Source organism: Kineococcus arenarius subsp. arenarius (assembly GCF_050871845.1).
Taxonomy (GTDB): Bacteria; Actinomycetota; Actinomycetes; order Actinomycetales; family Kineococcaceae; genus Kineococcus.
This window is the reverse complement of record NZ_JBJLSE010000006.1, coordinates 71149-84496: the sequence shown is the minus strand read 5'-3', so window position 1 is coordinate 84496 and position 13348 is coordinate 71149. Positions and strand designations below refer to the sequence as shown.

Annotated in this window: 11 protein-coding genes; 3 read left to right on the top strand and 8 right to left on the bottom strand. The window is 77.2% G+C overall.

The window, feature by feature from the left end; translation table 11 throughout:
- Positions 1-49: 49 nt before the first annotated feature.
- Positions 50-1447 (top strand): class II 3-deoxy-7-phosphoheptulonate synthase, encoded by a 1398-nt coding sequence (locus ACRYM0_RS03290; RefSeq protein WP_432502090.1) that lies wholly within the window; start codon positions 50-52, stop codon positions 1445-1447.
- A gap of 105 nt (positions 1448-1552) precedes the next feature.
- Here the strand turns inward: ACRYM0_RS03290 and pknB are convergent, their stop codons facing one another.
- Together pknB and ACRYM0_RS03280 are read right to left on the bottom strand one after the other, a co-directional pair.
- Positions 1553-3532, bottom strand: a complete 1980-nt coding sequence (gene pknB, locus ACRYM0_RS03285; RefSeq protein WP_432502088.1) for a Stk1 family PASTA domain-containing Ser/Thr kinase — start codon at positions 3530-3532, stop codon at positions 1553-1555.
- 52 nt (positions 3533-3584) lie between these two features.
- Positions 3585-4775, bottom strand: a complete 1191-nt coding sequence (locus ACRYM0_RS03280; protein ID WP_432502086.1) for a lytic transglycosylase — start codon at positions 4773-4775, stop codon at positions 3585-3587.
- A 213-nt stretch (positions 4776-4988) separates the two neighbouring features.
- Here ACRYM0_RS03280 and ACRYM0_RS03275 point away from each other — a divergent pair, with 213 nt between their 5' ends.
- The gene (locus ACRYM0_RS03275; protein WP_432502084.1) at positions 4989-5381 is read left to right on the top strand and encodes an Rv2175c family DNA-binding protein; all 393 of its coding nucleotides are present in this window, start codon (positions 4989-4991) and stop codon (positions 5379-5381) included.
- Positions 5382-5409: 28 nt separating this feature from the next.
- Here the strand turns inward: ACRYM0_RS03275 and ACRYM0_RS03270 are convergent, their stop codons facing one another.
- From ACRYM0_RS03270 to ACRYM0_RS03260, 3 genes are read right to left on the bottom strand one after another with little or no spacing between them, the layout of a single operon-like run.
- Positions 5410-6354, bottom strand: coding sequence for a phytoene/squalene synthase family protein (locus tag ACRYM0_RS03270; protein WP_432502082.1), 945 nt, complete (start codon positions 6352-6354; stop codon positions 5410-5412).
- A gap of 49 nt (positions 6355-6403) precedes the next feature.
- The gene (gene crtI, locus ACRYM0_RS03265; RefSeq protein WP_432502080.1) at positions 6404-8008 is read right to left on the bottom strand and encodes a phytoene desaturase family protein; all 1605 of its coding nucleotides are present in this window, start codon (positions 8006-8008) and stop codon (positions 6404-6406) included.
- Complete coding sequence (locus tag ACRYM0_RS03260) at positions 8008-9078, bottom strand: polyprenyl synthetase family protein (RefSeq protein WP_432502103.1); 1071 nt, start codon at positions 9076-9078, stop codon at positions 8008-8010. The genes crtI and ACRYM0_RS03260 overlap by 1 nt, the downstream gene beginning before the upstream one ends.
- A gap of 145 nt (positions 9079-9223) precedes the next feature.
- On the opposite strand from ACRYM0_RS03260, the gene ACRYM0_RS03255 reads away from it, so the two are divergent.
- Complete coding sequence (locus ACRYM0_RS03255; protein ID WP_432502078.1) at positions 9224-9913, top strand: CDP-alcohol phosphatidyltransferase family protein; 690 nt, start codon at positions 9224-9226, stop codon at positions 9911-9913.
- A 63-nt stretch (positions 9914-9976) separates the two neighbouring features.
- Here ACRYM0_RS03255 and ACRYM0_RS03250 read toward each other — a convergent pair whose 3' ends face one another.
- From ACRYM0_RS03250 to ACRYM0_RS03240, 3 genes are read right to left on the bottom strand one after another with little or no spacing between them, the layout of a single operon-like run.
- Positions 9977-11455 carry a phytoene desaturase family protein gene (locus tag ACRYM0_RS03250; protein ID WP_432502076.1) on the bottom strand — a complete coding sequence of 493 codons (1479 nt, stop codon included), beginning with the start codon at positions 11453-11455 and terminating at the stop codon, positions 9977-9979.
- Complete coding sequence (locus ACRYM0_RS03245) at positions 11452-12570, bottom strand: glycosyltransferase family 2 protein (RefSeq protein ID WP_432502075.1); 1119 nt, start codon at positions 12568-12570, stop codon at positions 11452-11454. Before ACRYM0_RS03245 ends, ACRYM0_RS03250 begins: the two co-directional genes overlap by 4 nt.
- The gene (locus ACRYM0_RS03240; RefSeq protein WP_432502073.1) at positions 12567-13340 is read right to left on the bottom strand and encodes a carotenoid biosynthesis protein; all 774 of its coding nucleotides are present in this window, start codon (positions 13338-13340) and stop codon (positions 12567-12569) included. Before ACRYM0_RS03240 ends, ACRYM0_RS03245 begins: the two co-directional genes overlap by 4 nt.
- Positions 13341-13348: the final 8 nt, after the last annotated feature.

The window sequence follows — 13348 nt, the reverse complement described above, 5'->3', positions numbered from 1 at the left end:
CTGCCGGGGACGTCCCCGGCAGCACCGCCGGGGTGGGAGACTGGGCCGCGTGAGCACTGGAACGAGCACCGCGCCCACGGCCGCCTCCTCGATCACGTGGCCGGACCTGCCCGCCGCCCAGCAGCCGCAGTGGCCCGACGCCGCCGCGCTGGCCGAGGTCCAGGCGGAGCTCGCCTCGTACCCCCCGCTGGTGTTCGCCGGGGAGGCGGACCAGCTGCGCGCCCAGCTGGCGGCCGCCGCCCGCGGCGAGGCGTTCCTGCTCCAGGGCGGCGACTGCGCCGAGACCTTCGCCGGCGCCACGGCCGCGGGCATCCGCCGCCGGTTGAAGACGATGCTGCAGATGTCCGCGGTCCTCACCTACGGCGCCGGCCTGCCGGTGGTCAAGGTCGGCCGGATGGCCGGGCAGTTCTCCAAGCCGCGCTCGAGCAACGACGAGACCCGCAACGGCGTCACCCTGCCCGCCTACCGCGGCGACGCCGTCAACGACTACGCCTTCACGCCCGAGGCGCGGGTCCCGGACCCGCAGCGGCTGCTGCGGGCGTACCACACGTCCTCGGCGACGCTGAACCTCATCCGGGCGTTCACCACCGGCGGCTACGCCGACCTGCGCAAGGTCCACGAGTGGAACCGCGGGTTCGCCGCCACCGCCGCGAACGTCCGCTACGAGGCGCTGGCCCGCGACATCGACAAGGCCATGAGGTTCATGGTCGCCTGCGGCGCCGACTTCGACGCCCTGAAGACGGTGCAGTTCTTCTCCAGCCACGAGGCGCTCCTGCTGGACTACGAGCGCCCGCTGACCCGCACCCTGGACGAGGAGCCCCCGCTGGCCGGGGAGTCCGCGGCGGACGACGTGCGCCGCGGCGGTCCCTACGACGTGTCGGCCCACATGGTCTGGATCGGGGAGCGCACCCGTCAGCTCGACGGCGCGCACGTCGACTTCGCCTCCCGCGTGCGCAACCCGATCGGGATCAAGCTGGGGCCCAAGACCTCCGTCGAGGACGCCCTGGCCCTCGTGGACAAGGTCGACCCTTACCGCGAGCCGGGCCGGCTGACCTTCATCACCCGCATGGGCGCCGCCACGATCCGCGAGGCGCTGCCCGCCCTCGTGGAGGGCGTCACGCGGGCCGGTGCGCAGGTGACGTGGGTGTGCGACCCCATGCACGGCAACACCATCACCTCCGCCAGCGGGTACAAGACCCGCCGCTTCGACGACGTCGTGGACGAGGTCCGCGGCTTCTTCGAGGTGCACCGCGCGCTGGGCACCGTGCCCGGCGGCCTACACGTGGAGCTCACCGGCGACGACGTGACCGAGTGCCTCGGCGGTGCCATGGACATCGACGACGCCGCGCTGGCCACCCGCTACGAATCGCTGTGCGACCCGCGCCTGAACCACCAGCAGTCGCTGGAGCTGGCGTTCCTCGCCGCGGAGATGCTCGCGCAGCGCTGAGGCGCTGCGAGCCGGGCACCGCACCCGGCGCTGGGGCCCCGCCGCGGTCCGCCGCGGCGGGGCCCTCGTGCGTCGCCCTCGAGCGCGGCGCGCGGCCGCGACGCCTCAGACCACCGTCACCGTGATCGTGGAGCCCTTGGGCACCGACTGGCCGGAGCCGGGGTCCACCGAGCGCACGGTGCCGAAGATGCCGCCGAGGACCTCCTCCACGCGCACCGCGAAGCCCAGGCCCTCCAGGGTGGCGCGGACCTCGGCCAGCTGCTTGCCCTGCAGGCCGCCGGGCACCTCCACCAGCGGCGGTCCGGTGGACACGACGAGCTCGACGGTGTCGCCGCGGAACAGGGTGCCGTCGGCGGGCTCCTGGGAGATCACCCGACCCGCCGCGACCGTCTCGCTGGTGCGCTGCGTCGGCTCGCCCGCCACCAGGCCCGCCTCGGCGATCCGGGTGCGCGCGGCCTCCAGGGACTGGCCCACCACGTCGGGCACGGCCAGCGGCTGGCGGCCCTTCGAGACGACGAGCCCCACCGCGGAGTCGTGCGGGACGGAGGTGCCGGCGGCGGGGTCCGTGCGGATCACCCGGCCCTGCGCGACGTCCTCGCTGAACTCCTCGACGACGGCGCCGACGGCCAGGCCCGCCTCGCGCAGCGCCACCCCGGCGGCGGCGCTCTCCCGCCCGGCGACCTCGGGCACGTCGAAGTGCTGCACGCCGCGGCTGACCACGAGGGTGAGGGTGCCGTCCTCGCGCACCCGCTCACCGGCGGCCGGGTCGGTCCCGATCACCGTGCCCACCGGTACGGTGTCGCTGAACTCCTCGCGCTGGTCCACCTGGAAACCGGCCGCGCGCAGCTGCTGCGCGGCCGCCCCGGGGGCGCGGCCGGCCACGTCCGGGGTCGTGGTGAAGGCGCCGGGACCGGCCATGAACCACCACGACACCCCCGCGGCGACGGCCAGCACCGCCAGGGTGAGGACCATCGCCAGCACCCCGCGCCGGCCGCGGCGGCGCCCGCCCACCGCGACGGCGCCCGTCGCGGCCGGAGCGCCCTGCGACGCCCCGTCCGCGGCCCCGTCCCCGGGACCCTGCGCACCGTGCTCAACGCCCCGGGCACCGGCCGCGAGCGCCGGGGCGTCCGCGGCCAGGTCCAGGCGCACCGTGGCGCTGCCCCCGCCGGCGGCGGGGCGCGCCGAGCGCACGGCCAGCTCCTCGGGGGTCAGGCCCGCGCGCACCCGGCGCACCCGCTCGAGCATCTCGCCGGCGTCGTGGGGGCGGTCGTCGGGGTCCTTGGCCAGCGCGTCGAGCACCAGGCGGTCCACCGCCGGGGGCAGGCCGGGCACCAGCGTCGAGGGCACCGGCGGGTCGTCGTAGACGTGCTGGTACGCCACGCGGATGGGCGTGTCGCCGGTGAAGGGGGGAGCTCCCGTGAGCACCTCGAACAGCAGCACGCCCACGCCGTACACGTCGCTGCGCGCGTCGGCGATGCCGCGCGAGACCTGCTCGGGGGCGAGGTACTCGGCGGTGCCCAGCAGGTCCGGGCCGGTCGCGGCGGTGCTGGCCTGGGTGGGCCCCGCCGAACGGGCCAGGCCGAAGTCGCTGACCTTGACCCGCCCGTCGTCGCCGACGAGGACGTTGCCGGTCTTGACGTCGCGGTGCAGCAGGCCCTTGCGGTGCGCCTCGCCCAGCGCGTCGAGCACCGAGGCGGTCACGTCCAGCGCCTCACCGGCCGTCAGCGACCCCTCCTCGTGGACGACGTCGCGCAAGGTGCGGCCGGTGACCAGTTCCATGACCAGGTACGCCGTCTCCTGGCCGTCGCCGCGCTCGGCGCCGTCGTCCACGCCCTGGTCGAGCACCGAGACCACACCCGGGTGCGCCAGGCGCGCGGCGGACTTCGCCTCGCGCACGAACCGCTGGCGCGCCACCGGGTCGTGCGCGAGGTCGGCGCGCAGCACCTTCAGCGCCACCTCGCGGTCCAGCCGCTGGTCCTCGGCGCGGTACACGACCCCCATGCCGCCGCGGCCGATGCGGCTGAGCACCAGGTACCGCCGGTCCAGCACGCGCCCGACGAGCGGGTCGGAGAGGATGGCGTCCACGGTCAGCGAGTCTAGGCAGACCCGCGGGCGGGCCCGGGGACCGCCGCGCGCCTCAGCGGAAGCGGGCCTGCAGGGTCTGCACGTTCGCCACGTACCGGCGCGTGTCGTCGTACATGCCGCGCGAGCGCACCGACGCCTGCCCCTGGTAGTAGGACGCGATGGCGATGTCCGGCGGGTTGCTCGCCACGAGCGTGCGCAGGATCGCGACCCCGGCCTTGGCGTTGTCGCGGGCGTCGAAGAGGTCGATCTCCTCGCCCAGCAGGTCCGAGGCCCACTCCCCGGAGGTGGGGATCACCTGCATGGCGCCGATGGCGTTGGCGTGCGAGACCACGCCCATGTTGAAGCCGGACTCCTGGTAGCCGATGGCCAGCGCCAGGGAGGGGTCCACGCCCAGGCGCACGGCGGTGGACCGGATGATCTCGCGCATCTCGTCGCGGCTGGGGATGTCGGCCTGCGCCAGCCGGGCCCGGTTGGCCTCCACGGCGGCGGCAAGGGAGCCGGCCTGCTCGGAGGCGGGCGGCGCGGCGGGCGTGGCCGTCGGCTGCCCGGCGAGCCGCAGCTCCTGGCCCTCGACGATGAAGCCGGTGCGGTCCAGGCCGTTGAGCTCCACGAGGGTGGCGACCGTGGTGCCGGTGGCCGCGGCGATGTGCGACAGGGTGTCCCCGGCGCGCACGGTGTAGGTGCCGCTCGCCGGGGTGTCGGCCCCGGCGGTGCCGGCCCCCGTGGTGCCGGTGCTCGTGCCGCCGCCGACCTTGAGGACCTGCCCGGCGCGGATGAAGCCGCGCGCGTCCAGCCCGTTGGCCTCGCGCAGCGCCGCGACGGTGGTGCCGTGCTGCGCCGCGATGGACGTCAGCGTCTCGCCGGCGACGACGGTGTGCTCGGCGGGCGCGGAGCTCGAGGAGGAGGTGGCGGGCACGCGCAGCCGCTGCCCCTCCACGATGCGCGCCTGCGGGCCGAGGTCGTTGGCCGCGGTGATCGCCGCGACGGTGCTGCCGGTGCGCACGGCGATGCCGCTGACGGTGTCCCCGCGCCGGACGACGACCACCTGCTCGCCGTCGCCGGTGGCCGCGGCGGCGGCGGCGTGCGCGGCGGTGGGCACCTGCGTGCCGGTGGCCGCGGCGGCGGTGCCCGCGGGCACGACCGCGGTGGGGCCCGCGGCGCCGACGAGCGCGGCCGCGGCGAGCCAGCGGCTGCGGCGGCGGGGCTCGTCGGTGCTGGTCGGGTCGTCGCCGTGCTCGGCCATGCGGGGGTCCTCCCGAGGTCGTCCGGTGCTGGGGTGCTCGTGGTGCCGACTGCCGGTGCCCGCGCTGGTCCCTCGTGGCGGCCGGGGCTCGCAACCTACCCGAGCGCGGTGGGCGCACCGGTCACCACGGTGGATCACGGCGCGGCGCGGGTGGGGGAGGCGCGCGGGACGAGGCCCGTGGAAGGAGCTTCGAGGAGGTGGCACGCTGGGGGGGTGGTCGCACCGCTGAGAGCCGAGATCGCCCGCGAGCAGGGCGACGAACTGGACGCCCTGGTCCCCGAGTGGCTGACCGTGCCCGACGCCGCCGAGGTCGCCGGGGTCGACCTGCGCACCGTGCGGCGCTGGCTGCAGGAGCGCGAGCTGGTCGCCGTGCGCCGCGGTGAGCGCTCCGTGGCCTCGATCCCCGCCGCGTTCGTCACCCCCGAGGGGCCGCTGAACCACCTGCGCGGAACGCTGTCGGTGCTGGCGGACTCGCGCTACTCCGACGTGGAGACGATCCGCTGGCTCTTCACGCCCGACGACACGCTGCCCGGCACGCCCATCGCCGCGCTGACGGCGAACCGCAAGACGGAGGTGCGCCGCCGGGCGCAGGCGCTGTCGTTCTGAAGGCCGCGTCCCCCGGAGGCCCGTGCCCTCAGGCGGCCCGCCAGCGCGCCTCGCGCCGGCGGGCCAGCCGGGCGCGGCCCAGGGCGGGCAGCGCCACGGCCAGCCGCCGCGGCAGCCCCACCCGCACGCGCCGGCCGAGGACGTCGTGGTCGGCGGCCTCCACGGCCCCGAGGATGCCGCCGTACAGCTCGTAGGCCGTGCGCAGGCAGTCGCGGCTGGTGGGGTGCACCATCGCGATGCCCGGCTCCGCGGCCGCGTACAGCTCCCGGGTGCGGGCGATCTCGAAGGCCAGCAGCTCGCGCACCGCGGGCGGGGTCGTGCCGGCGCGGCGCCCGGCGAGCAGGTCCTCGCGCGTGACGCCGAAGGCGTCCAGGTCCTCCTGGGGCAGGTACACCCGCCCGCGGTCCAGGTCCTCGCCGACGTCGCGGATGAAGTTGGACAGCTGGAACGCCTCGCCCAGGGCCCGGGCCGGCGCCTCCGCGCCCGGGGCGACCGGCTCCAGCACGGGCAGCATCTGCAGCCCGATGACGGCCGCGGAGCCGTGCACGTACCGGCGCAGGTCCTCGTAGGTGGCGTAACCGGTCTCGGTGATGTCCATGCGCATCGACGTCAGGAACGCCTCGACGTGCTCGCGGGGGATGTCCCAGCGGCGCATCGTGGCCGCCATCGCCCGCCCCACCGGGTCGGAGGGGCCGTCGGCGTCCAGGGACTTCAGGAAGGCGTCCGACCAGTCCACGAGCGCGTCGGGGTCGGGCTCGGTGAGGGAGTCGACGAACTCGTCGGCGTAGCGGGCGAAGCCGTACAGCGCCCACACGTACGGCCGCTTGGCCGGCGGCAGCAGCAGCGTGGCCAGGTAGTACGTCTTGCCGTGCTCGGCGTGCAGCGTCCGGCACAGCTCGAACGCCGCCCGCAGCTGCGGGTCGGCCAGCTGCGGGTCGGTGCGGGTGGCGGCGTCGAGGTCGCGGGTGCTCACGGCGCGGATCGTCCCAGGTCGCCGGCGGCGCGCTCGCGCGGGACGGCGCTCACCGCCACGCGCGCGAGCGGTAGGAGGGGTCCGGGCCGGTGACGCGCTCGGCCGCCAGGCGGCCGGAGACCAGCACCATCGGCACGCCGACGCCCGGCTGGGTGCCCGAACCGGTGAACACGACGTTCTCGCCCCACAGGTTGGCGGGGCGGAACGGCCCGGTCTGCCGGAACGCGTGCGAGGACGCGAACGGGGCGCCGGCCGCCATGCCCTGCCGCTCCCAGTCCGCCGGGGTGATGACGTCCTCGGCCTCCACCGCGTCGGCGAAGCCCGGGTAGCCGCGCTCGGCGAGGACCCCCATGACGTGCTCGCGGTAGCGCGGGGCGAGGCGGTCCCAGTCGATCGGGGAGGGCCCGGCCGCCAGCGACGGGGTCGGGAAGAGCACGTAGTAGACGTGCTTGCCCGCCGGCGCCAGGCCCGGGTCGGAGACGGTGGGGCGCGAGACCAGGATGGACGGGTCGCTCATCAGCCGGCCGTCGACCAGCTCCTCGAAGACCTGCTCCCAGGCCGCGCCGAAGTGGATCGAGTGGTGCACCGGGTCCGGGTAGTCGGCGCTGGAGCCGACGTGCATCAGGTAGCAGGACGGCGAGTACGTCAGGTGCCGCACCCGCCACGGGTCGGTGCCCAGCAGGTCGCGGTGCGCCACCGGCAGGTCCGGGTTCAGCACCACCACGTCGGCGCCGAAGCGGCGCCCGTCGGTCGTGATCACCCCGGTGGCGCGCCGGCCCGTGCGCTCCACCCGCGCCACCTCGGTGCCGTAGTGGAACTGCACGCCGTGCTTCTCCGCCGCCGCGGCCATCGCCGTGGGGACGGCGTGCATCCCGCCGACGGGGAAGAACACCCCCGCCACGGTGTCCATGTAGGCGATGACCGAGTACAGCGCCAGCGCGTCGTACGGCGACATGCCCGCGTACAGCGCCTGGAAGGAGAACATCCGCTGCGTGCGCGGGTCCTTGAGGTACCTGCCGACCTCGGGGGCCATCTTCTTGAACCCGCCCGCCGCCAGCAGCCGCACCAGGTTGGGCTTGAGCAGGTCCAGCGGGGTGTCGATGTTGGAGTCGATGAAGTCGCGGATCTCGTAGCGGTACAGGTCCGCGACGTGGGCGACGAAGCGGCGGTAGCCGTCGGCCTCCGCCGGCCCGCACAGCTCGGCGATCGCCTGCGCGGTGCGCTCCACCTCGGCGGAGACCTCCAGCCGCGAGCCGTCGGCGAAGGTGCCCCGGTACAGCGGGTCCACCGGGCGCAGGTCCAGCCAGTCCTCCACGCGCTCGCCGAGCGCGTCGAAGCAGTCGGCGATCAGGTCCGGCATCGTCAGCACCGACGGGCCGGTGTCGAAGCGGTACTGCCCGTCCGGCACGTCCTTCACCGACAGCCCCGCGCGCCCGCCGGGCACGTCCTCGCGCTCCAGGACCGTCACCTCGCGCCCGGCCGCGGCCAGCCGCATCGCCGCCGACAGTCCCGCCAGGCCGGCGCCCACGACGACGACGCGGTCGGTGCGCCCGCTCACGCGCCGGGTGCGGCCCGGCAGCCAGTCCAGCGCCCTCGACAGCCCCGCCGGCCCCGTCGACCCCGTCGACCCCGTCGACCCCGTCGACCCGGCCATCAGGACCTCCTGCTCGTGGCCGCGACGACCAGCTCGTGCAGCGCCTCGCGCGCCGGCTCCGCCAGCGGCGCGGCGTCCAGGGTGCTGCACGCCACGTCCACCTGCTCCTCGATGATCCGCTCCACCCCGTCCAGGGCGCCGGTGTCCACCAGCACCTGGCGCAGCGCCGCCACGCCGTCCGCGTCCAGCGCGGGGTCCCCCAGGCGCTCGGTGACCACCGCCGCCTGGGCGGGGGAGGCGGCCTGCACGGCCAGCGCCACCAGGACGGTGCGCTTGCCCTCGCGCAGGTCGTCCCCGGCGGGCTTGCCCGTCTCACCCGGGTCGCCGAACACGCCCAGGACGTCGTCGCGCAGCTGGAACGCCTCGCCCAGCGCCAGGCCGAAGCGGGACAGGTCCGCCAGCAGCGGCTCCGCCGCCCCCGCCAGCGTCGCGCCCAGCAGCAGCGGGTGCTCCACCGAGTACTTCGCGCTCTTGAACCGCACCACCCGCCGGGCCCGCTCCACCGCCCCCGCCGGGCCGAGCCGCGCCGAGGACGCCTGCTCCAGCATGTCCAGGTACTGCCCGCCCATCAGCTGGGTGCGCATCGTCTCGAACACGCGCCGGCCGCGGCGCAGTGCGTCGGTGGCCAGCGGCGCGCGCTGGTACAGCTCGTCGCTCCACGCCAGGCACAGGTCGCCGGCCAGCACCGCCCCGGCCAGCCCGAAGCGCTCGGCGCTGCCGGCCCACCCCGCGTCCGCGTGCAGCGCCGCGAACCAGCGGTGCGCGGCCGGCTTGCCGCGGCGCGTGTCGGAGTCGTCCATCACGTCGTCGTGCAGCAGCGCCGCCGCCTGGAACAGCTCGAGCGCCGCGGCGGCGGTGACGACGCCCACCTCCGGCTCGCCCGGCGCACCGCCGTCGACGCCGCGGAAACCCCAGTAGCAGAACGCCGGGCGCAGCCGCTTGCCACCGGCCAGCAGCGTCGAGACCGCCTCCAGCAGCGGTTCGCAGTCGTCGCCCAGCTCACCGAGCACGCGGCGCTGGTCGTCGAGGAAACCGGTCAGGACCTGCTCGACCCGCTCGCGCACACCCAGCGCGGCGGCGCGGCGGGCGGGGTCGGGAACCGTCGAGGACGCGGTGGGGGGCGGCGGCACAGGGGCACTCTAGGCAGGGGGGTAGCGCGCGGCGACCGGGCGCGCGCGGGCGGACCCGGCGGTGAGCAGGCCTACCGTGAACCCCGTGCCCACCCAGCGCGACCCTCAAACGCGCGCTCCCGGCGTGCCCGGTCGCGAGGAGTACCTGCACCGGTGGTCGCAGCTGCACGGCGGCGCCGCCGCCACCGGCCTGGTGCGCGTCTGGCTGAGCGGCGCGCACGCCCTGGCCCGTCCCCTCGCCCGGGCGGGGACGCCCCCGGCGCTCGTGACCGCGGCCGGCACGGTGCTGGCCGCCGCGGCCGCCGCGCTGGCGCTGGCCACCGGGCCCGGCGGGGCACCCGCGGTGGCCGTCGCCGTCCTCGTGGCCGCCGGCGGGGTGCTCGACAACCTCGACGGCGCGGTGGCGGTGCTGCGGCAGCGCACCAGCGACCGCGGCGCCCTCCTGGACGCCTGCTGCGACAGGGTGGGCGACGCCGCCTGCGCCCTGGTGCTCCTCGGCTGCGGCGCCCCCGCCTGGCTGGCGGCGCTCGCCGGCGGCCTGGCGCAGCTGCAGGAGTACGTGCGCGCCCGCGCCCAGGGCCTGGGCGTGGACGACGTGGGCGTGGTCAGCGTCGCCGAGCGCCCCGTGCGCCTCGCCGTGGCGGCCGGGTGCGCCGCGGCCACCGCGATCGCCCCCGGGCAGGCGCCGTGGGCCCTGCTGGGCGCCGCCGCGTGGGCGGTGCTGGGCGCGGTCGGGCTCGTGCAGGTCGCGGTGGCGCTGGGCCGCCGGCTCTGACGCGCGGGCCGGGCCCGCCGCGTTCAGGCCGGGCCCGCCGCGTTCAGGCCGGGCCCGCCGCGTTCAGGCCGGGCCGACGAGGTCGGTCACGATGCGCGCCGACAACCCCACCAGCGGCAGCCCGCCCCCGGGGTGCGCGCTGCCCCCCACGAGGAACAGCCCCGGCACCGGCGAGCGGTTCGCCGGGCGCAGGAAGGCCGAGCGGGCGCCGTCGCTGGACGTGCCGTAGATGGCGCCGCCGTCGCTGCCGGTGGCGCGCGCCAGGTCCGCGGGGGTGCGCACCTCGCACCAGCGCAACCGCCCGCGCACGTCCAGGCCGCGGCGGGCCATCGTCGTCAGCACCTGCTCGGCGTACCGCTGCACCAGTTGCCCGTCCGTCCAGTCCGTGCCGCCCGGCGCGGGCGCACCGGGGTCGTGCACGGGGGCGTTGACCAGCACGAACCACGCCTCGGTGCCGTCCGAGGGGCGCAGCGCCGGGTCGTCGGGGGCGCTGACGTAGACGGTCGGGTCGGCCACCGGGCGCCCCGCCGCCAGGTCGGCGAACTCGGCGTCGTAGTCGTCGGGGAACAGCACGGTGTGGTGGCGCAGGCCCGGGGTGCGCCCCTCCAGCGCCAGCAGCAGCACGAACCCCGAGGAGGAGCGCCGCCGCGGGTCCGGCCGCAACCGCGGGCGCGGCAGCAGGTCGCGGTACAGGTGCGCGGCGTCCACCGCGGAGACCACCACGTCGGCGCGCAGTTCCTCGCCCCCCGCGAGCCGGACCCCCGCGACCCGGCCGCCGGCCTCCAGCACCCGCTCCACCGCGGCGCCCGTGCGCACCCGCACCCCGCGCTCGCGGGCCCGGTCGGCCACCGCCAGCGCCAGGCGGTGCAGCCCGCCGCGCACGTACCAGGCGCCGAACGCCTGCTCCACGAACGGCACGGTCGCCAGCGCGGCCGGAGCCTTCGCCGGGTGCGAGCCGGAGTAGGTGGCGTAGCGGTCCAGCAGCACCCGCAGCCGCGCATCGTGCAGGTAGCGCCGCCCCAGCGAGCGCAGCGACGCCCACGGCGCCACCGTGCGCACGTCCGAGGTGCTGCGCGCCAGGCGCAGCAGCGTGCGCGGCCCCTCCAGCGGCGACTCCAGGAACGGCTCGCGCGCCACGTCCCAGACCGCGGCCGCCCGGCGCAGGAAGCGCGTCCACTGCTCGCCGGTGCCCGCGCCCAGCGCTTCGTCCAGGGCCGCGGCCACCCGCGGCAGCCCGCCGCCGGGCAGGTCCAGCTCGGTGCCGTCCGCGAAGCGGTAGTGCGCCACCGGGTCCAGCGGCACCACGTCCAGCACCGACTCGATCGGCGCGCCCGTCTTGAGGAAGAGGTCGCGCTGCACGGCCGGCAGCGTCAGCAGCGAGGGACCGGTGTCGAAGGAGAAGCCGTCGCGGCTGAACCAGCCGAGCTTGCCGCCCACCTCGTCCGCGCGCTCGCACAGCACGACCTCGTGCCCCAGCGCGGCCAGCCGCGCCGCGGCCGACAGGCCGCCCAGCCCCGCGCCGACCACCACGACGCGGCTCACGGCAGCGCCCGCCCCTTCCAGGTCAGCCCACCGCGCCGGTGCCGGCGCCGGGAGTCGGCCAGCAGGCCGATCAGCAGCGCCACCGAGGCGGGGTGCCCCAGCGCGTCCGGCAGCGACCGGCCGCCGGTGCGCTCGGCCGCGGCGTAGCGGCCCACCACGGCGGCGGCGTACCCCACCGCCCCCGCGCGCGAACCGCCCAGCGCCGCCAGCGGCGGCAGCACGTAGACCACGGCCAGCCCGGCGGCCACCGCGGCGGCGGCCGGGAGGGACCCGAACGCCGACCACAGCGACTTCGCGTACCCCTCGCGCAGCGCCGGCCAGCTCTCGTACATGCGGCACGTGGCCAGCTCGGTGCCGTCGGCGACCCCGCCGCGGCCCCCGGCGGCCTTGACCGCCCGCAGCAGCTCCACGTCGTCCAGCACCGCGGCGCGCACCGCGCCGTGCCCGCCGGCGCGCCGGTACGCGGCCGCGTCCACGAGCAGGAACTGCCCGTTCGCCGCCGACAGCGACGGGCGCGGGGAGACCTCCGCGGCCCGCAGCGGCAGCGTCGTCAGCCACGACCACTGCAGCAGCGGCTGCACCAGCCGCTCGCTCCAGGTGTGCGCCAGCTGGCGCGGGTACGGGCACACCAGGTCCAGCCCGGTGCCGCGCAGCAGGTCCACCCCCGCGGCCAGGGCGTGCGGGGCCAGCACCACGTCGGCGTCGACGAACACCAGCACCTCACCGGTGGCCGCGGCCGCCAGCGACGCGCACGCGTGCGGCTTGCCCAGCCAGCCCGGCGGCGGGCCGTCGCCCCGCAGCAGCCGCACCCGCGGGTCCGCCGCCGCCGCGGCCGCCACCACCTCGGCCGTGCGGTCGGTGGAGGCGTCGTCGAGGACGAGGACCTCCAGGTCGGCCACGCCCACCTGGTCCAGCAGCGCCGCCAGGCAGGTGCCGACCCGCGCCTCCTCGTCGCGCACCGGCAGCAGCACGCTGACCCGGCCCGCGACGGGCGGCGGGTCCAGCGAGGGGGTGCGCAGCGCCCGTGCGTTGAGCAGGGAGTGGGCGGTCAGGGCGGTGGCCGCGGCCGACCCCGCCCACGTCAGCGCGCGCAGCGCCGCGCGCACCCGGCTCACGCCGGCCGCCGCAGCGAGCGCAGGTAGGGGCCCACCGTCAGGCCCATCGCCGCCCCGCCCCAGACCGCGGCCGCGGGACGGCGGAAGAAGACCGCGTTGCCCAGGGCCGAGCCCAGCCAGGTCCAGCCCAGCAGCCAGCCGGGCACCGCCTGCGGCACCGGCGTCCCGCGCTCCTCGGGCACCAGGGCGTGCAGGGCCGCGCAGATGCCCGCGGCGGTCAGCGACCAGCCGGCGTAGTTGCTCAGCGGGATGCCGGGCAGGCCGGGCAGGTGCGGGTGCGGCACCTCGAAGCTCCAGTGCCCGGCGGCCGTCATCTGCGGGTCCAGGAACAGGTCCCAGCTCGCCAGCGTCCACGCGGCCGCGCCGACGGCCACCGCGTGGCGGCCCCGGCCGCGGGGGGCTAGCCGGCGACCCAGCTGCACCGCCGGCCAGGCCACCATCGTCCACGCCAGCGGCACCACCACGGGGACGTCCAGCACCTGCGGGCCCAGCGTCCCGGCGTAGCGGTAGCGCCCGAATGGCCGGCCGGTGCGGGTGCCCACCGCCTCCGCCACCAGGCCCAGCCCGCCCGCCACCGCCAGGGCCGTCGCACCGCCGCGCACGCCCGCGCGGCGGGTGGCGTCGGTGACCGCGGCGGCGCAGAAGAGGCCCACCGAGCCGATGGTGGTGCGCCGCAGGGCCTCCCCGCGCAGCAGCGGGTGGGCCACCTGCGTCAGGACCGCGGCGCCGGTGAGGGCCCCGGCGAGGGCCGGGCCGAGTCTGCTGGGCACCGCGCCAC